The organism is Thiomicrorhabdus immobilis (assembly GCF_021654855.1).
In the GTDB taxonomy this organism is placed as follows: Bacteria; Pseudomonadota; Gammaproteobacteria; order Thiomicrospirales; family Thiomicrospiraceae; genus Thiomicrorhabdus; species Thiomicrorhabdus immobilis.
In genome coordinates this window covers 2,079,937-2,097,297 of sequence record NZ_AP024202.1, presented here as the reverse complement: position 1 = coordinate 2,097,297, position 17,361 = coordinate 2,079,937, and the positions used below count along the sequence as shown (strand labels likewise).

Sequence of the window (17,361 nt, the reverse complement as noted above, 5' to 3'; positions counted from 1 at the left end):
GTTGTTCTATTGACCTTTGTTTCTAAAAAGGTAAAATAGCTCGCTTTTCTAAAATCTTTTGGTGTAAATATGACTGATGCAGTTCAGCCTTTAGTTGGCGTTATTATGGGTTCAAAATCGGATTGGCCGACCATGAAGCATGCCGTAGATATGTTGGAGCTTTTTGGTGTGCCTCATGAAGTTAAAGTGGTATCTGCACATAGAACGCCTGATTTAATGTTTGAATATGCAGAGCAAGCCGAACAGCGTGGTTTGCAAGTGATCATTGCCGGAGCGGGTGGGGCGGCCCATCTTCCAGGCATGGTTGCCGCAAAAACGGTTGTGCCTGTATTGGGGGTGCCGGTTCAGTCTCGTGCCTTGAGCGGCCAAGATTCTTTGTTGTCTATAGTGCAAATGCCAGGCGGCATTCCAGTTGGAACTTTAGCGATTGGTGATGCGGGTGCAAAAAACGCCGGGATTTTAGCATCGCAAATCGTGGGTAACTCTAATCCCGCTATCCGTACCGCGGTGACTAACTTTAGAGAAGAGCAAACGGATTTCGTATTAGAAAATCCAGACCCTCGTGTGGAATAAATTCGTTAACAGCATATCGTTAACAGCATATCGTTAACCGCTTAATACCAATCCTTTGGTAAATCATTAAGCAGATTGAATACAAGGTTTTTTAAAACCGTTTTGGTGGTTGTTTGATAAAATGCCCACCATTACGGTTTTTTTATTTGGAGAAGGTGATGACCCCGATTACAAAACGCATTGGTGTATTAGGTGCAGGTCAACTTGGACGTATGTTGGCAATTGCCGGCTATCCGTTAGGGCAAAAGTTTGGTTTTTATGGAACCAGTCATGATGAACCCTCTGCATTATTGGGGCATATGTATAACCAATCCGACGACACCAATTCATTGAATCAGTTGGTGGAATTTGCCGATGTCATCACTTATGAAAGCGAAAATACCTCTGTGGAACAGGTCAGGGAAATCGCCAAAACCACGCCGGTTTATCCTGCGGAAAAATCCCTGTTTGTTTCACAGCACCGTGGCCGTGAAAAAGCGATGTTTGACCAGTTGAGCATTCCTTGTGCGCCTTATCAGGTCGTCGATTCTTTAGAAAGTCTAAAGATTGCGGTTGAGGAGATTGGCTTGCCTGCTGTGTTGAAAACCACCACTGAAGGTTATGACGGGAAAGGTCAGTTTGTCATCAAAGAGGAATCGCAAGTTGACCAGGCCTGGTCGGAAATCGGTAACCGTGAATTGATTTTAGAAGGTTTTGTCGATTTTCAACGTGAGCTATCTATTGTGGCTGTGCGTAACGCCAATAACGAACATGTCTATTATCCGCTAGTACAAAACGTTCACCACGAAGGTATTTTGCGATACACCATCGCACCTGCAAGACAGGTTTCAGCCGAGATTCAGCAGCAAGCCGAGGAGTATATGCACAGCTTGCTGGATGAGTTGGATCATGTTGGGGTGTTGACGCTTGAATTGTTCGAAACGGTTGATGGCTTGGTCGCCAACGAGATGGCGCCACGGGTACACAACTCAGGGCATTGGACGATTGAAGGCGCTTACACCTCACAGTTTGAGAACCACGTCAGAGCCATCACCGGTTTGCCGTTGGGCGATACGTCCCCTCGCCAACCGATTGCTGCCATGATCAACATCATTGGTGAAACCGGGCCGGTAGATAAGGTTTTAACGATGCCCAATGCGTTTTTACATCTGTACGATAAAGCGGAAAGAGCAGGGCGTAAGTTAGGGCATATCAATGTCTTGGCGGTGGATGAAGATTCTTTATACAAAACCATCCAAGCGTTATCTGATTTTTTGCCAAAAGCTAAATGAGTCAATAGCTGATTTTACGACTGAAAAACAAGCTTTTTGGAGAGGGGTCGAGTTGCAAGCGAGCTTAATGTGAAAACATAACTCATCGCTATTTCAACCGCCCCGACCCTCCCTTATTACTTTTCTCCCTAATCAAGCCAGACCGTTTGTGCTTAAGTTATGCCTGCTAAATCGATAAATATCGATTATCAAACATTGGTTATCAACCGCTTGTTGTCGGTTTACCACAAACGGTTATATTTGCTTTAGTACCATGTAGATATCTTCTGAATGGATGGTAAAGTTCCACCATTTGGGTTTCTCCCTCACTAATATTTGAATCTGAAGGCTGTCATCAATTGGTCATTCTGAATCAATGTGTCTGACCTATGGCTATTTTTTTCTGTTGCGGTCTATTCTGCTTTGAGGTTTTTACCTTTCCATCTAGCGTGTTTGATTCATGGTTTTTTTAAAAAAACGATTGGGGAATTGCACTAGCGCATAAGACGCCTATAATGAATCAAATCGTGAAGCGTTTTCTTTTTAAACGCGCTGTATCAAGGTCTGAAACATGAAACATTTCTACTCAGCCCACAAAGGCATCATTGGTCATATTACCGAAGTTCACGGCCCCGTTGTGGTGATTGCCTGCGAACATCTACCGCCGATAAGTCAGGCATTGTTTGTGCATTACGATAACGGTGATACCTGTCTGTTTGAAGTGCACCAGCACATTGATGAACATTCAGTACGTGCCATTACCCTGCATAATGCCGGTGGTTTATATCGTGGGATGGCGGTTTACGACAGCGGTTCACCGTTGCATGTGCCGGTAAGCCAAGAGTGTTTAGGGCGGGTGTTGAATATTTTTGGTGAACCGCTCGATGGCGAAGCGCCGTTGAATACGGTGGATTTTCGCAATATTCACGCCGCGCCTCCCAGCCTTTTGGAAACCACTGGGAAAGGGGGAATCCTTAGCACCGGCATTAAAGTGATTGACCTACTCTGTCCATTTGTTAAAGGCGGTAAAACCGGCTTGTTTGGTGGTGCTGGAGTGGGCAAAACGGTATTGATCATGGAGTTTATGAACGCGGTCACCTCCTTGCATCAAGGCGTTTCGGTGTTTGCCGGTGTGGGTGAACGCATGCGTGAAGCGCAAGAGCTCTGGCAAGAGATGCTGGCCGCTGGCATCATGCCGCAATCGCTCTTGGTGTATGGGCAGATGGACGAATCACCTGGGGTGCGTTTTCGCCTAAGTTTGGCGGCCTTGACCTACGCAGAATATCTTCGTGATACCTTTCATAAAGAAGTGCTGTTTGTTATGGATAACACCTTCCGTTTTGTACAGGCCGGTAGCGAGGTGTCCAGTTTGTTGGGACGCATGCCGGCAACGGTGGGTTATCAACCGACTTTAATGACCGAAGTGGCCGAACTGGAAGACCGCATCACTTCAACCGCCATGGGCAATATCACCTCCATCCAAGCGGTCTATGTGCCGGCAGACGATATGACCGATCCAGCGGTGAATGCGATTTTGAGCCATCTGGATTCCACAGTCATCCTGTCGCGTGAACAAGCCGGTAAAGGGATTTATCCTGCAGTTGACCCATTGAAGTCGAGCAGTAAGGTGATGGATGCCTACACCTTGGGGGCACGTCACTACTCGATAGCCGAAGCGGTTCGAGAACATCTGGCACGTTACCATGAACTTGAAGATATTATCGCGATGTTGGGGGTGGAAGAGTTGGGGGCCAAAGACCAGCTCATTGTCAAACGTGCGCGACGCTTGCAACGTTACTTAACTCAGCCATTTCAAGTCACCAGCTCACAAACTGGGATGACGGGGGTGTCGGTGCCGCTCGAAAAAACCTTAGATGATTGTGAAGCCTTTTTACAAGGTAAATATGACCACCTTTCCGAGGAGGCGTGCTACATGCGAGGAGCTATGACTGATTCCACGGATTTCATGAATACCGCTAAGCGGACCAAAGTCGGATAAGGGGAGCATGAAAACCTTTACGCTGGTCATACAAGATCCCACACAAGTTACACAGTTCGATAACGTCATGTCGTTTGTAGGGGAAGACGCCAGTGGCAGTTTTGGTATTCGTGCTGGGCACGCGCGCTTTATGACGGCGTTACAATTGGGGTTGTCTCGCTTTAAACAAGATGAGCAGGCCTCCGATTCTAGATGGCTGTATTTAGGAACATCCAGTGCTTTACTGGATTTTAGAGAGAATCAGCTTACGATTTCGACCCAACATTTTCTGGTGGATAGCGACTATCAAACCATCAGCCGCTCATTGCAAGAAATCATGCGTAAAGAGGCCGAGCAGTTAACCGAACAAAAACAGAGCTTTCGCCATATTGAAGAGGAAGTTTTAAAACGGGTTTGGGAACTGAATCGTAATAAAGCTGACTAAACGGGGGAAGAGGATGGGGGAATCGCACTCTGAACACAAGCGTATTGGCGGTAAAATCAAAAAACGCTTGGACAAATCTCAGCAAGAACATGAACGGAATCATGCGGGAAAACACCTTCAGCAGCAACTGGAGCGGCAGGCCAAACGTATTCAAAAAGCCGAAAGAGAACGGCCAACATTAATGGCGCAAACCGTTTATTTGGGTATGGTGGGTTTGTTGTTTGTGTTGCCGGTGATTGCAGGGGCTTATTTAGGTTTGTGGCTAGACAGTCAGCAGACGATGGACTACTCTATCAGTTGGACAATCAGCTTAATTTTCGTTGGGGTATTCGTCGGTGTGATGAATGTTTATCTGTTTTTTAAGAAGGCTTAGCAAGGCTGAACAAGGCTTAAGAAGGTTTAATCAATTATGCAATCGTCCGGTTTAGACATTAGCATTCTTTTTGAGTTTGCAGGTATTCAGGTGACCAATACCGTAGCCACCACGTGGGGTATTATGCTTTTTTTGGGGGTGTGTGTATGGTTGGCCAATCGGTTATGGAAAACACCTGAATCGTCGATCGAGCAGCCTATTACAGAGCGAATCTCAGCCAATCAAGCCGGAACTTATCGATTGCCGCAAACCGGTTTACAAACTTTTATTGAGGGAATTGTCACCACTATTCAATCGGCGGTTGCCAGCGTTGCACCTCAGCATGTTAAAGAACTTACCCCGTTTATTGGTAGTCTATGGTTGTTTATTCTCTGCGCCAATCTGATTGGCCTGATTCCCGGGTTGCACTCGCCTACCCGAGATTTTTCAGCCACCGCCGCTTTAGCGGTACTGGTGTTTCTATCGGTGCACTGGTTTGGTGTACGAATTTTGGGTTGGAAAGCCTATTTGAAACACTATCTGAGCCCCAGCCCGATATTGTTACCATTTAACCTCATCAGTGAAATTTCACGCACCATTGCGCTTTCGGTGCGTTTGTTCGGCAATATGATGAGCCTAGAAATGACCGCATTGTTGATTTTGATGGTGGCCGGTTTCTTGGCACCTGTGCCAATCTTGATGTTGCACATTATCGAGGCCTTGGTTCAAGCCTATATTTTCGGTATTTTAGCGTTGGTGTATATCGCTGGTGGAATTCAATCACATCAACGTCAACAGGTTGAACAAGCTGATTCTAAAACAGAGCCTCAAACCGAACATCAAGCCGAGCCATCCAGGATTGAACAGGCGGATGCCTCCGCCATTAAAATCAGGCAAACCGAAACGATACAATCCAAAAACAACCCTAAACATCATTCATCGGAGTAAATTATGGTCGATATAGCCACTTTTGTTACCACGTCCACCGTTGCCGCCATCATTGGTATTTCGTTGGGTGTTGCATTACCCGCCATTGCCATGGGGATGGCGATTAGTCGCGCACTAGATGCATTGGCGCGCCAGCCAGAAGCTGAATCGGCGATTATGCGAACGCTGTTTATCGGTTTGGCGATGATTGAATCGCTGGCTATTTATGTTTTGGTTATTGTGCTGATTGTGTTGTTCCGTAATCCGCTGATGGAATATTTAGTTCAGTAGATAACGCTATAACGTATTTTATGATGTCTTCGCTAGGGAGAGACTTCGGTGGAATTTAACACCTCAACTTTTATCTTAGAGATTATCAACTTCCTGGTTTTGATGTGGGTGTTGAAGCACTTCTTCTATCGTCCCGTGTTAGAGGTGATAGAAAAACGTCGTCTTAAGATTGAGCAGGCGACTTTGAAAGCCGAAAAACTCAACGAGGATGCGAATGCCTTGCAACAATCGTATCAAAACCGCTTAAACGCTTGGGAGCAAGACAAACAACGGTTGCGAGATGCCTTTTTGCAGGAGATCGAAACTGAACGTGCGCAAAAAATGCAGAAGTTGCAAGCCGACTTAACCTTAGCGCAAGAGCGTGCCGAGGTCATTCAGCAACATGAACAAGCCGAGTTATTAAAGCGTACGCAACAACAAGCGCATCAACAAGCGGCTCGGTTTGCCGCAAAATTATTGAAGGGAGCCGCTTGTTTGGAGATGCAAGGCAAGCTGATCGAGCTGTTTATTGCACAGTTGACCCATATGCAGCAACAAGCCGATGTCGACTCGGTTTTGTTACCGTTGCGTCAAGCCTGTGAAAAAAGCTTGCAAACCAATACCCCGCTTAAAGTACAGAGTGCTTTCCCTTTGACGTCAGAGCAACAACAGCAATTGCAAAGAGCATTAAGCCCCATCTGTGAGGACTCTGAACATTGGTCATTTGTTGAAGAGCCGTCTTTATTAGCAGGCCTGCGCATTTGTTTGGGCGATTTGGCGTTGGGGATTAATCTGCAAGATGAGCTGTCCGGGTTTACCAATTTAACGCTTGCAAGCGCGATTAATATCGCGCCGACAGAGACGCAATTCGATGATTTGGAAGACTCGAATGAGTCGAATGAATCGAGCGAAGCGGTTGATTCAAAATCGGTAACCCAGTGAGCGTGCGATGACGTTAAATCAAACTCAAGTTCCGCAAACCAAGCGACCCGGACAAACCGCAAAAACAGTGCAAAATCAGCAGGCAGCTGGTGGTTCACACAACTTGCTGAATCATATTGACGATTGGTTGACTCACTATCAATTGGATATACTGTTCTCAGAACTCGGCAGTGTGGTTTCGGTGGGTGACGGTATTTGTTGGGTAAGGGGTTTGGCGACCACTATGATGGACGAGACCATTCTGTTTGAAGACGGAAGTTATGGTTTTGTGTTTGAACTCACTGATAATCTAATCGGGGTGATTTTACTGTTGGAGCAACCCACGCTTACTGCCGGTAATAGCGCCTACCGTACTAAAAAAATGCTGGATGTTCCGGTGGGAGATACTCTGCTCGGACGGGTCGTGAATCCTCTTGGCTTGCCCCTGGATGGCAAGCCAACACCCAGCACCTCCATCAAACGCCCGTTAGAAAACAGGTCTCCACCGATTATCGCCCGTGATGCGGTACATAAACCACTTTATACCGGCAGTAAAATCATCGACACTATGGTGCCGATTGGTAAAGGTCAGCGCCAGTTAATTGTCGGTGATGAAGGTTTGGGGCGTAGCACATTGGCCATGGACACCATTTTGAATCAACAGGGTAAAGACGTTTATTGCGTGTATGTGTTGATTGGGCAAAAACGCTCCACCGCACTCAATACCATTGAATTGCTCACTAAACATAACGCTTTGAGTTACACCACGATTGTGACTGCCGAGGCAAGCGCTTTACCTGGTTTGCAGTACCTTGCGCCATTTGCCGGTTGCACCATTGCCGAGCATTGGATGGAGCAAGGTAAAGACGTATTGGTGGTGTATGACGACCTCTCAACTCACGCCAAAATTTACCGTGAATTGTCGTTATTGTTGCGCCGTCCGCCTGGCCGTGAAGCCTATCCGGGTGACATCTTCTATCTGCATGCTCGGTTGTTAGAGAGAGCCACGGTGCTCAACTCCGCTCATGGCGGTGGCAGTATGACCGCTCTGCCAATTATTGAAACCCAACAAGGTGAAATCGCCGCCTATATCCCAACCAATTTGATTTCCATTACCGATGGACAAATCTATTTAACCCGCGATCTGTTCGTATCGGGGTTTCGTCCGGCGATTGACATCGGGCGATCTGTCTCGCGAATTGGTGGACGAGCGCAGCACGGGCGCATCAAAGAAGAGGCGGGGCGCATGAAACTCGGTTACCTGCAATACCTTGAGTTGGAAGTGTTCACCCGTTTTGGCGCACGCCTAGAGGGCAGTATGGAAAAGACCATTCATCGTGGTCGTATGTTGCGTGAACTGCTAAAACAGAAACACCTTTCGCCCAAGTCGATAGAATTTCATCTCGCTTGGCTTATCGCCTTTAACGACGACTTATTACTGAACAAGCCGGTAGAATCGTTAGAGGCAATCTTAGATGAATTCGAAGAGCAAGTGGTCAAGAGTGCCTTAACCTTAGACAGTCCAAGAGCCGATTGGTTGACCGCTTTAACAGGCTGGTTGAAGGATTGGTCTGACCGCACGGCAAACACCAGCCTATCGTCTGAGGAAGCCGATTATGGCGTTTCGACACGATCTTGAGTTGCATCGCAGTAAGCTACAAGATATCCGCAGCATTATGCACTCCATGAAAACCTTGGCGAATATGGAAACCCATAAGTTGGAACGGCGTATCAGGGCTCAACAAGCGATTGCCGAAAATATCAATCAGATGGCCAAAGACTTTTTGGATGCCTATCCACAAGGGTTGCCGGTCACACCTCTTCAATCAGCTCTAAATGTCGTGTTGTTAATCGGTTCAGAACGCGGCTTTTGTGGTGATTTTAACGGCCAGATCTGGCAGACGTTCCAAGCCCAATTTGACCAGTACGCTGAGAAGTCGCTTAAGTTGGAAAGTGAGTCAAGCAGTGAGCCACAAGTCATCGCCATCGGTGGTAAGTTACAGACTTTTTTAAGTGGTGTTGTATCTTCCGAACCCGACCGATTCAGTTCAACCGTCCGCTACTTGCAAGGTGCCGATGTGACCGAAGAGATTGCGCACGTTGTTGAGTCGATTGCGAACATCTTAGAAGCTGCAAACGAGCGATCGCAACCAGTTGAATTGGTCGCCATCTATCATGAGCCTCTCAAACAACGCATAATCACCGAGCCACTTTTGCCCCCCTTTAAGGGATTGGTGGAGCAGCCAGATTCCAGTGCAATCACAAGTTCAAAAGGTCGAGCCACACAACAGCCGATACTCAACCTAAATCCCGTCGATTTTTACCTTGAACTCACCGAGCAATTTGTCGCGCAGAGTATACAACGTATCCTGACCAGTTCGTTGATGGCCGAGAACCAATCACGCATCCAGCATTTAGAAAACGCCACTCGTCATCTCGATAAAAAAAACGAAGAGCTGCTGATTAAAAGCAATGCCTTACGTCAAGAAGAGATTATTGAAGAGATAGAAATCATCCTGTTAAACCAGTCAAGTGCTTAATGGACTTGAAGTGGCAAGGTTTGGATGCTAATGGTTATGGTTAAAATAACTATGCGGTTAGGGTGTCGGCTTAAGATGTTGGGCTATCGCTATAGCTCAACAACTGGCTCATTACATGTGCCACTTCCGATGGCAAAATCCCGGGTTGTCCGCTTTGATTGGCTAATACGTCGCCCGCATGTGCATGCAACGAAACCCCCAAACAGGCCGCGTTCCACAGCGATAAGCCTTGCGCAATAAAGGTGGCAATGGTTCCGGTCAATATATCCCCCATGCCACCAACCGCCATGCCCGGATTACCCGCCAAACAGATTTCCATATTGTTTCCATCATAAATAAGGGTGCCATTGCCTTTAAGTACAATCACACCACCATATTTTTGCTGCAGTTTTTTGATGGCGCCAATGCGGTCTTTTTGAATGCTGGCGGTATCGGTTTCAAGTAGCTGGGCGGCTTCACCAGGATGTGGAGTGAGTACCCAGTTGTTCTGCGGCATCTCTTGTTCTTTTGTTAAGGCGGCAAGGTGTTTTAAGGCGTCGGCATCAATCACCTTATCAAGCGGCAAATCCATCGCTTGTGAAAACAGTTCTTTTCCCCAGCTATCAAGCCCCAAACCTGGGCCGATGCCAATCACATTGGCCAGGCCTGCTTGATTCAACAGTTCTTCAGTTGGGTAACACATGACTTCCGGAATCGCTTGGGTGATGGCGATGCCATGCTCTGTATGGGTGATGATTTTAACCAGGCCTGCTCCGGTTTTTAAACTTGCCAGGCCTGCTAGTTGTATCGCTCCCATCATGGTCTTATTGCCACCTACTAGGCAGACGGTGCCAGAAACCCCTTTATGATGAGTGGCGAGTCGGAGGGGGAGTTTGTTTAACCAATGTTTAAGTGGGTGGTTTTTGGCCAGTGGCGTTTCTGATTTGTAGAGTTCTTTGGGAATAAATAGCGAACTGAAATGAATTTTTCCGCACACTTCTGGCCCTTGGAAAGTATAAAAGCCGAATTTTTGAGTGATAAAACTGCAGGTGACTTGAGCATGCACGGCAATACCTAAGATCTGTCCGGTGTTGGCATCGAGTCCACTGGGTATATCCACCGCCAAAACGGGTTTTTCGGCTTGATTGATCTGTTCAATGATTTGGGCGATCTCACCACTAACAGGTTGATTCAAACCGGTACCAAAAATCGCATCGACAATGAGGTCACTCTGCTGGATATCGGTTTTTGAGAAGCGGCTTGGAGTGATGCCAAGCTGTTTGAGCTCTTGCAGGGCGATGGCAGCATCGCCGTGGATTTTTTGTTCATTACCAATCAGGCTGACTTGCACTTTAAAACCTGCCAGGTAGGCATATTGAGCGATGATGAAACCATCACCACCATTGTTGCCGGTTCCACAGATAACGTGAATGAGTTTGCTCTCTGGCCAAGTGTCTTGTAAAACGTCAAACGCAAAGAAACCGGCTCGTTTCATCAGTAAGATGCCAGGTATGCCAAGGTTCTGTATGGCGTTTCGGTCTATCGCTTGAGAACTTTGGGCACTGTAGAGTTTCATATGGTTACCTTTTTCTTTAAACGATATGGGGGCTGATTAAAGATCGACGTGAGTGTTAAACAAACCAAACCAGTAAAACAATTCCAAAAATAATGCGATAAATACCAAAGGCGTTAAAAGTGAATCTATCTAAAAATCGCAGGAATAGGCTCATGGTTAAGTAAGCAACAATGTAAGCCATAATAAAGCCAACAATGAGCGGAAGCCAAGAGCTATTGGCAAATTCGGAATAGTTTTTTAGTAAATCCAAACCCGAGGCGGCCGCGAGAACCGGTAGGGCCAATAGGAAAGAGAATTCAGCCGAGGTTTTTCTATCTAGCCCCATCATCACACCACCGACAATCGATGCGCCTGCTCGGCTGGTTCCTGGAATCAAGGCGAACATTTGTATAATCCCAATCCAAAAGGCCTGGGTGATGCTTAAATCGTCAATGTCACGAGTGCGGTGAGTGCCTTCATTGTAGAGTTTTTCCATGACCAAAAATACCAGGCCGCCAAGAATGAACATCCACGCCACGACAGTTAGAGTAAAGAATTCTTTGATTTGATTGTGAAATAGAAATCCTATCGCCGCAATCGGCAAAAAGGCAATCAAGACATTAATCCACAGCCGGATATGTTCTAAGCTGAATTTTGAGCTGTAATGCGAAAATATGGCCAAAATCGCTGCGACTTGAATAATCACTTCAAACGCCATGTTCTGATCGGTTTGTTTCAGTCCTAACCACTCACTCACAACAATTAAGTGTCCGGTTGATGAGATCGGTAGAAACTCGGTAAGCCCTTCAATAATACCTAAAATGGCGGCTTGAAAAATATCCATGGTCAGTCCTGATAGTGATGGTTAATAAGTGTTTTAAAATTTTTTTGTTTGATTTGATTCTAAGTCTTTCGTTAAAGCTGATGGCGTAAATCTCTAACATTGAACCCGATTAAAGGTTGGTTAAAGTTTTTAGTCAAAGCAATGGCCTTAAAGGTTTCGCCCATCTCATCCGGTAAGGTGAGGGTTTTGATTTGTTGGGCAATCTGTATCTGCTCGGTGATATCGGCATCCAGATCAGCGGACATTTCCAGTAAGCCGCTGCCCATCAAAAAATGCGCCTGAGTGGTAAAACCGGCGATTTTAAATCCGCTATCAAAGGCGTCTTCAGCCACCGCGGTAAAATCAACATGCGCGGTGATGTCCTGTAAACCGGGATAGAAAAATGGATTGTTATGCGCGCGATGTTGGTAATGGCAGCGAAGTGTACCCATGACCCTTGCCGGTTGATAATATTCGTGACGGCTGTAGCCGTAATCAATCAAGAATACCGCACCCTCTGCCAGAATGTCGTTTAAGCTCTTCAGCCATGGTTTTAAGTTTAGGTTTATTTCGGTTTCATAACCTAAATCTGAGACTTTGCCGATGTGCTTAATTAACTGGTTGGCGAACTTTTGGAGCTTGGCATCGGTGATGGTTTGAAAGTCCCAGTCGAATTGTTGGGTCTTTTCATTGAACACCACATAGCCTTGTAAAGCGCGTTCAGGTTCAATACGGAGCCGTTCAAAAGGCATGGCATCCAATACTTCATTGGCTAAAACCACGGCAGAAATAGGTGTGCTAGGTAACTTGTCTAGCCAAACAACCTTTTTAACGATTTCTGCAGGTAGGTGTTGTTCAAAGGTTTGCTTTTGACGCTGCCGTAAATCGGCACTGATTTCTACAATATAGTAGCGGTGCAACGGCTGTTGTAGGTTTTCAAGTTCAAGCAATATGTCTTTAGCCATCGTGCCTTGGCCGGCACCAAATTCGACAATGTTGGCTTCATCTAATTGTGATAACACTTGAGCGGCTTGACGGGCTAAACAGCGTGAAAAAATATTCGATACTTCAGGTGCGGTAATGAAATCTCCACTTTTACCGATTTTAGGTAAACCTCCGGCATAGTAACCCAGTTGTGGGGTATAGAGCGCCATCTCCATAAACTTAGAGAATGGTAGGTTTTTATGGCGGCTTAAAAAACGCTTGATGTTGTCTGAGAGCTTTTTACTATGTGCAATGGCTTCTTCGTTAGGTTCAGGTAAGGATTTAGCGCTGTTTTTGCCGTTTGCATTTCGATTGTTCACTGATTTCATGGTGTTCTAAATGAGTTTGTTGAAGTATGTGATATTATGCATTAAAGCGCCCAAGTCGGCTACCCAAGTCGGCGACTTAAACGACCTTAGTAAGGCGTTAATAGGTGCTTTGTTAGGGCTTTTTTCGCTTGGCGGTTTGCCGAAATTAAGCTTATAGGGTGTATTTATGGTTGGTTTTGGAAGAATTTTTGCTTAAGATTGATGGCATGTGTGGCTGTTGACTATGTCGTTTTTATGCAATCAAGCCGATAGAGAGAATCGCTAAAGTTACTGGATTTTGTGAGAGTGGAATGAAAGTTGGAATAAAGAAGTTACAAGAAAATGAGTGGCTGGTGCATATTGGTTGCGGTGCGGTGAAGATGGACCAGTTTTCGGTTGCTTTGCTGAATATCACTCTAGAGCATCTATTAGCGCTGGAAGCGGGTGCTCAACATTCCACTTTGGACAGCTACGTGAAGCTGGGTTTGCGTATGAAGTCGCTTTCATCCGTCAATCTGCAAAAGTTGCTACGCGTTTTGGATTCCAAAGACCTGTTGGTCATGATGTTGTTGGCGGAAGATAATGAGCTAAATACAACAATCATGTCTAATATCGGTGGAATCTTATCCAAACAGTTGGAAGCGGATTTGGTTACCGCAAAGATTCCGGTAGATTCGTTGGCCAAACAGGCCATTAGAAGAATCGTAGAGAAAATTTTTGAACTGGAATCGCTTGGGCAGATTGAATTCACTTCTGAACAAACGCGTTATATTTAGGGCTAAAGGTAGAGTTATGGAAATTTCAGCAAGTCGAAATCATACCGGTGAATATCTGTTGGAAATTGGTCCGGTTACATTTACTTTACCTGTAGATGTAATCAGTGCCTTGCAGCAAGTCGTGGATCAACGTTTAAACCAAAACAGCTCTGCGGATGATGAAAACCTTAAGCGTAAATTAGTGGCCTACCGGGTTTTAGCCTCCAAAATGACCGGTGTCGATGATCGCATCGTACAAAAGTTTGCCCCTAAAGTGACGCCTGAACAGTTGGTGACGATTGTTCGTATGGCGGAGGGTGACGGACTTTATCAAAAAATCGTCAAAAATTTATCCAAGCAGAATCGCCGACAGTTTGAAGAGGACTATGAGGCGATGGATAAAATCACCGAACACAATGCGTGTTTACATATGGAACAACTCGTACCTTTGATAAAAAGTGCAGCTCAAGAACAAAAAGAATTGCTTGAATCTATGAGGTGATTTACCTGAGAGCTTCAGAGGACTCGGTGACGGGTAATCTTTAAACCAACCGTATCGGTTTCTGCAACCGCTTGCGGTTTGCTTACCTTTAAACGAACCATCTGCACCGCCAGGTGGTTTTTTAAGATATGTTGGCAAATTTCTTCACAAAGCGTCTCTAGTAACTCATGGCGGCTTTGTTCTACTATAGCAATCACTTCATCGGAGACCTGTTTGTAATCGACGGTATCGTTAATATCGTCACTTTTTGCCGCTTGTGCAATCGGTAAGTCCATATCGATATCAAAAATAAGGGGCTGGCGGTTTTCTCTTTCCCAGTCATAGATTCCAATAATCGCTTGGGTTTTTAAGCCTTCAATAAATACGGTGTCCATTGGTTGGGTGGATGGAGTGTGGCTCATATGGTCGTTCCTAGTGGGGAATGTCAGGGTTTAATCGCTGATATGGGTTGATTAAGTTAACGCTTATTATCTACTTCTTGTAAAATCATGCAATTATTTAAACTGTAAACTTACCAGGCCTGGTAGAAGGAAAGTAGATGGAATTACAAGCCATATTAATGATTGTTGGGGCTTATTTGTTGGGTTCGGTTTCTACGGCAATTATCGTTTGTCGCTTAATGGGCTTGCCAGATCCTCGTGAAGGCGGTTCGGGGAATCCAGGTGCGACCAATGTATTACGTATCGGGGGTGAGAAAGGTAAGAAAGCGGCAGCAATCACCCTGTTTGGCGATATGTTAAAGGGCTTGGTTCCGGTTGCGGTTGCGCAAGTTTTAGGTTTTTCACCGTTGGTGGTCGTGTTGGTTGGTTTTGCGGCATTTATTGGTCATTTGTATCCACTTTTCTTTGGCTTTAAAGGTGGAAAAGGGGTGGCGACCATGTTGGGTGTGATGTTTGGTTTGTCTTTGCCTATTGGTTTGGCCGTGGCGGGAACTTGGTTGTTTGTGGCCAAGGTATTGAAGATCTCTTCTTTATCTGCTTTGATAGCCACAATTTTAGCGCCGATTTACATTTGGTTTTTATCCGCTCAGATGGATTGGGTATGGGTGACTGCGCTGATGACCTTGATTCTGTTTTGGCGTCACCGAGGCAATATCCAGCGTTTATTGAACGGTGAAGAGAGTTTGATCAAAGTCAAATCTGAAGATGGTCAATAGTCGATAGTTGGCATTTAATATCAACATTGTTTAATGTTGAATAATGAAGAGAGTCGTCAGTAGTGTGTCTTTGGTCGAAAGTCCTGCTAGTGACTAACGACCATAGACTACGGCTAAATCTTTGGTAATTCTTCCAAAGACCATCTAGGGGTTGCGGCAAAGTTTAAATCATTACTTTGTCCTGCCAATAAACGCTGTGCTCCGGCATAGGCAATCATCGCGCCATTATCCGTGCAGAACTCCAGTCTTGGATAAAAAACCTCGCCTTTGCGTTTTTTCATCAAGGCATCCAGCTTGCTACGAATCTCACGGTTGGCGCTGACGCCTCCGGCCACCACTAAACGATTCAGATTTTCTTGTTCTAACGCACGTTTACATTTTATGGTTAACGTGTCGGCTACCGCCAATTCAAAAGCACGGCAAATATCCGCTTTGGTTTGTTCGCTGGCATCATCTTCTTTGATGGCCGCTTGCCAAGTGTTTAACGTGTAGGTTTTCAACCCACTAAAGCTCATGTCCAGGCCTGGTCGGTCTACCATGGGGCGAGGGAATTTATAACGCTCTGCATTGCCTTTTAACGCTAAATTAGACACGTTCGGCCCCCCCGGATACCCCAGTTCCAAAAGTTTAGCGGTTTTATCAAAAGCCTCACCAGCGGCATCATCCAAAGTGTCGCCCAGCAGTTTATATTCGCCAATCCCGTCAACCCGAATCAACATGCTATGACCGCCTGATACCAACAGACAGATAAATGGAAAGTCGGGTTGGTTGTCTTCCAGCATGGGGGCGAGTAGATGGCCTTCCATGTGGTGGACACCGACCGCCGGTATTTTCAATGCATAGGCTAGGCTGCGTGCCACCGAACTGCCTGCGAGTAAGGCGCCAATCAACCCAGGGCCGGCGGTGTAAGCAATGCCATCCAATTCAGTACGCTCGATATTGGCCTCTTCAAGAGTCTGTAAAATCAGCGGTGTGAGTTTACGGATATGGTCACGGGAGGCGAGCTCGGGAACGACCCCTCCATATTGAGCATGCAACTCTACTTGAGTATATAGAGTGTGGGCAATCAAGCCTTTATCGGTGTCGTAAATCGCCACGCCTGTTTCATCACAAGAGCTCTCTATTCCTAATACCAGCATTTCTAAATTCTTCTATTTAAATTCAAAGTGGCTGAATTTTAACAAATAATCTTAAAAATTATCTGAAAAAGGTTTGCAAATAGGTAGTAGGAAATTTATAATCCACCCTTTCTGCTATTTCTCATTTCTTGCGTGAGAAAGATGCAATGAATTCTAAATTTTGTAATAGGTTGAAATTATGCCAAGCGTAAAAATCAGAGATACTGAACCATTTGACGTAGCTTTACGTCGTTTTAAACGTGCTTGCGAAAAAGCAGGTGTGTTAACTGAAACTCGTAAGCGTGAGTATTACGAGAAGCCTACTTGGGCTAAGAAGCGTATGAAGGCTGCAGCAGTTAAGCGTTTAGCAAAACGTTTATCTCGTGAAAACCGTCGTACAACTCGTATGTACTAAGGTTAGGTAAAAGTTAGTGTCAGCAACAATGAAAGAACAACTAACGGCTGAAATGAAAGCCTGTATGAAAGCTAAAGATAAGGAGCGTCTACAAGTAGTGCGTTCTCTTTTAGCCGCCATTAAACAGGTTGAGATTGATAATCAAATCACAGTAGATGATGCAGGTGTTCTAGCGATTTTAGATAAAGCTATGAAACAGCGTCGTGATTCTCATCAGCAGTTTACGGATGCAGATCGTCCAGACTTAGCTGAGCAAGAAGCCTACGAGATGAGCGTCATTCAGGATTTCATGCCACAAGCCTTAACTGAAGATGAAATTAATGCATTAATTGACGATGCAATGACAAAAACAGGCGCCAGCACCATGCAAGACATGGGTAAAGTTATGGGCTTGTTAAAACCTGAGATGCAAGGTCGTGCAGATATGGGTGAAGTCAGCAAGTTGATTAAAGCAAAGTTAGGCTAAGCTATTCAATTTAGTCTGGTTTAGTTTCATTGAAACTGACTCTT

Annotated in this window: 20 protein-coding genes; 15 read left to right on the top strand and 5 right to left on the bottom strand. The window is 45.6% G+C overall.

The window, feature by feature from the left end:
* The first annotated feature begins 69 nt into the window (after positions 1–69).
* The 10 genes from purE to L6421_RS09535 all read left to right on the top strand — a co-directional run bounded on the left by purE (position 70) and on the right by L6421_RS09535 (position 9,256).
* Positions 70–573, top strand: coding sequence for a 5-(carboxyamino)imidazole ribonucleotide mutase (gene purE / locus L6421_RS09580; protein WP_237261572.1), 504 nt, complete (start codon positions 70–72; stop codon positions 571–573).
* 158 nt (positions 574–731) lie between these two features.
* Complete coding sequence (locus L6421_RS09575) at positions 732–1,844, top strand: 5-(carboxyamino)imidazole ribonucleotide synthase (RefSeq protein WP_237261571.1); 1,113 nt, start codon at positions 732–734, stop codon at positions 1,842–1,844.
* Between the two features lie 550 nt (positions 1,845–2,394).
* Complete coding sequence (gene atpD / locus L6421_RS09570; protein WP_237261570.1) at positions 2,395–3,822, top strand: F0F1 ATP synthase subunit beta; 1,428 nt, start codon at positions 2,395–2,397, stop codon at positions 3,820–3,822.
* Positions 3,823–3,829: 7 nt separating this feature from the next.
* Positions 3,830–4,246, top strand: a complete 417-nt coding sequence (locus tag L6421_RS09565; protein ID WP_237261569.1) for a F0F1 ATP synthase subunit delta/epsilon — start codon at positions 3,830–3,832, stop codon at positions 4,244–4,246.
* Between the two features lie 13 nt (positions 4,247–4,259).
* Positions 4,260–4,619 (top strand): AtpZ/AtpI family protein, encoded by a 360-nt coding sequence (locus L6421_RS09560; protein WP_237261568.1) that lies wholly within the window; start codon positions 4,260–4,262, stop codon positions 4,617–4,619.
* 36 nt (positions 4,620–4,655) lie between these two features.
* The gene (locus tag L6421_RS09555; RefSeq protein WP_237261567.1) at positions 4,656–5,546 is read left to right on the top strand and encodes a F0F1 ATP synthase subunit A; all 891 of its coding nucleotides are present in this window, start codon (positions 4,656–4,658) and stop codon (positions 5,544–5,546) included.
* Between the two features lie 3 nt (positions 5,547–5,549).
* Positions 5,550–5,816: an ATP synthase subunit C-like protein gene (locus L6421_RS09550; RefSeq protein ID WP_237261566.1), complete on the top strand. Its 267-nt coding sequence runs from the start codon at positions 5,550–5,552 to the stop codon at positions 5,814–5,816.
* A 48-nt stretch (positions 5,817–5,864) separates the two neighbouring features.
* Positions 5,865–6,737, top strand: coding sequence for a F0F1 ATP synthase subunit delta (locus L6421_RS09545; protein WP_237261565.1), 873 nt, complete (start codon positions 5,865–5,867; stop codon positions 6,735–6,737).
* Positions 6,738–6,744: 7 nt separating this feature from the next.
* Positions 6,745–8,355, top strand: a complete 1,611-nt coding sequence (locus tag L6421_RS09540; RefSeq protein ID WP_237261564.1) for a F0F1 ATP synthase subunit alpha — start codon at positions 6,745–6,747, stop codon at positions 8,353–8,355.
* The gene (locus L6421_RS09535) at positions 8,333–9,256 is read left to right on the top strand and encodes a F0F1 ATP synthase subunit gamma (protein ID WP_237261563.1); all 924 of its coding nucleotides are present in this window, start codon (positions 8,333–8,335) and stop codon (positions 9,254–9,256) included. Before L6421_RS09540 ends, L6421_RS09535 begins: the two co-directional genes overlap by 23 nt.
* A 70-nt stretch (positions 9,257–9,326) precedes the next feature.
* Here L6421_RS09535 and L6421_RS09530 read toward each other — a convergent pair whose 3' ends face one another.
* From L6421_RS09530 to L6421_RS09520, 3 genes are all read right to left on the bottom strand, one after another.
* The gene (locus tag L6421_RS09530) at positions 9,327–10,811 is read right to left on the bottom strand and encodes an NAD(P)H-hydrate dehydratase (protein ID WP_237261562.1); all 1,485 of its coding nucleotides are present in this window, start codon (positions 10,809–10,811) and stop codon (positions 9,327–9,329) included.
* Positions 10,812–10,866: 55 nt separating this feature from the next.
* Entirely contained in the window at positions 10,867–11,634 is a 768-nt protein-coding gene (locus L6421_RS09525; protein ID WP_237261561.1) for an undecaprenyl-diphosphate phosphatase, read from the bottom strand.
* Positions 11,635–11,705: 71 nt separating this feature from the next.
* Positions 11,706–12,926: a class I SAM-dependent methyltransferase gene (locus tag L6421_RS09520; RefSeq protein ID WP_237261560.1), complete on the bottom strand. Its 1,221-nt coding sequence runs from the start codon at positions 12,924–12,926 to the stop codon at positions 11,706–11,708.
* Between the two features lie 290 nt (positions 12,927–13,216).
* Between L6421_RS09520 and L6421_RS09515 the strand changes: the two genes are divergently transcribed.
* Together L6421_RS09515 and L6421_RS09510 are read left to right on the top strand one after the other, a co-directional pair.
* Positions 13,217–13,681, top strand: coding sequence for a FliG C-terminal domain-containing protein (locus L6421_RS09515; protein WP_237261559.1), 465 nt, complete (start codon positions 13,217–13,219; stop codon positions 13,679–13,681).
* A gap of 16 nt (positions 13,682–13,697) precedes the next feature.
* A complete protein-coding gene (locus L6421_RS09510; RefSeq protein WP_237261558.1) occupies positions 13,698–14,162 on the top strand; it encodes a FliG C-terminal domain-containing protein in 465 nt (154 codons plus the stop codon).
* A 14-nt stretch (positions 14,163–14,176) separates the two neighbouring features.
* Here the strand turns inward: L6421_RS09510 and folB are convergent, their stop codons facing one another.
* Positions 14,177–14,563, bottom strand: coding sequence for a dihydroneopterin aldolase (folB, locus tag L6421_RS09505; RefSeq protein ID WP_237261557.1), 387 nt, complete (start codon positions 14,561–14,563; stop codon positions 14,177–14,179).
* 137 nt (positions 14,564–14,700) lie between these two features.
* Here folB and plsY point away from each other — a divergent pair, with 137 nt between their 5' ends.
* A complete protein-coding gene (gene plsY, locus L6421_RS09500) occupies positions 14,701–15,318 on the top strand; it encodes a glycerol-3-phosphate 1-O-acyltransferase PlsY (RefSeq protein ID WP_237261556.1) in 618 nt (205 codons plus the stop codon).
* A 113-nt stretch (positions 15,319–15,431) separates the two neighbouring features.
* Here plsY and tsaD read toward each other — a convergent pair whose 3' ends face one another.
* Positions 15,432–16,457 (bottom strand): tRNA (adenosine(37)-N6)-threonylcarbamoyltransferase complex transferase subunit TsaD, encoded by a 1,026-nt coding sequence (gene tsaD / locus L6421_RS09495; RefSeq protein ID WP_237261555.1) that lies wholly within the window; start codon positions 16,455–16,457, stop codon positions 15,432–15,434.
* 178 nt (positions 16,458–16,635) lie between these two features.
* Between tsaD and rpsU the strand changes: the two genes are divergently transcribed.
* Together rpsU and L6421_RS09485 are read left to right on the top strand one after the other, a co-directional pair.
* On the top strand, positions 16,636–16,851 hold the full coding sequence (rpsU, locus tag L6421_RS09490; protein ID WP_029408214.1) for a 30S ribosomal protein S21: 216 nt from the start codon (positions 16,636–16,638) through the stop codon (positions 16,849–16,851).
* Positions 16,852–16,867: 16 nt separating this feature from the next.
* On the top strand, positions 16,868–17,317 hold the full coding sequence (locus L6421_RS09485) for a GatB/YqeY domain-containing protein (RefSeq protein WP_237261554.1): 450 nt from the start codon (positions 16,868–16,870) through the stop codon (positions 17,315–17,317).
* The last annotated feature ends 44 nt before the right edge of the window (positions 17,318–17,361 follow it).

Bases quoted from the DNA above. Each gene is read 5' to 3' on its own strand.
- purE (WP_237261572.1), top strand. From the start codon at position 70: ATGACTGATGCAGTTCAGCCTTTAGTTGGCGTTATTATGGGTTCAAAA.
- L6421_RS09575 (WP_237261571.1), top strand. From the start codon at position 732: ATGACCCCGATTACAAAACGCATTGGTGTATTAGGTGCAGGTCAACTT.
- atpD (WP_237261570.1), top strand. From the start codon at position 2,395: ATGAAACATTTCTACTCAGCCCACAAAGGCATCATTGGTCATATTACC.
- L6421_RS09565 (WP_237261569.1), top strand. From the start codon at position 3,830: ATGAAAACCTTTACGCTGGTCATACAAGATCCCACACAAGTTACACAG.
- L6421_RS09560 (WP_237261568.1), top strand. From the start codon at position 4,260: ATGGGGGAATCGCACTCTGAACACAAGCGTATTGGCGGTAAAATCAAA.
- L6421_RS09555 (WP_237261567.1), top strand. From the start codon at position 4,656: ATGCAATCGTCCGGTTTAGACATTAGCATTCTTTTTGAGTTTGCAGGT.
- L6421_RS09550 (WP_237261566.1), top strand. From the start codon at position 5,550: ATGGTCGATATAGCCACTTTTGTTACCACGTCCACCGTTGCCGCCATC.
- L6421_RS09540 (WP_237261564.1), top strand. From the start codon at position 6,745: ATGACGTTAAATCAAACTCAAGTTCCGCAAACCAAGCGACCCGGACAA.
- L6421_RS09535 (WP_237261563.1), top strand. From the start codon at position 8,333: ATGGCGTTTCGACACGATCTTGAGTTGCATCGCAGTAAGCTACAAGAT.
- L6421_RS09530 (WP_237261562.1), bottom strand. From the start codon at position 10,811: ATGAAACTCTACAGTGCCCAAAGTTCTCAAGCGATAGACCGAAACGCC.
- L6421_RS09525 (WP_237261561.1), bottom strand. From the start codon at position 11,634: ATGGATATTTTTCAAGCCGCCATTTTAGGTATTATTGAAGGGCTTACC.
- L6421_RS09520 (WP_237261560.1), bottom strand. From the start codon at position 12,926: ATGAAATCAGTGAACAATCGAAATGCAAACGGCAAAAACAGCGCTAAA.
- L6421_RS09515 (WP_237261559.1), top strand. From the start codon at position 13,217: ATGAAAGTTGGAATAAAGAAGTTACAAGAAAATGAGTGGCTGGTGCAT.
- L6421_RS09510 (WP_237261558.1), top strand. From the start codon at position 13,698: ATGGAAATTTCAGCAAGTCGAAATCATACCGGTGAATATCTGTTGGAA.
- folB (WP_237261557.1), bottom strand. From the start codon at position 14,563: ATGAGCCACACTCCATCCACCCAACCAATGGACACCGTATTTATTGAA.
- plsY (WP_237261556.1), top strand. From the start codon at position 14,701: ATGGAATTACAAGCCATATTAATGATTGTTGGGGCTTATTTGTTGGGT.
- tsaD (WP_237261555.1), bottom strand. From the start codon at position 16,457: ATGCTGGTATTAGGAATAGAGAGCTCTTGTGATGAAACAGGCGTGGCG.
- rpsU (WP_029408214.1), top strand. From the start codon at position 16,636: ATGCCAAGCGTAAAAATCAGAGATACTGAACCATTTGACGTAGCTTTA.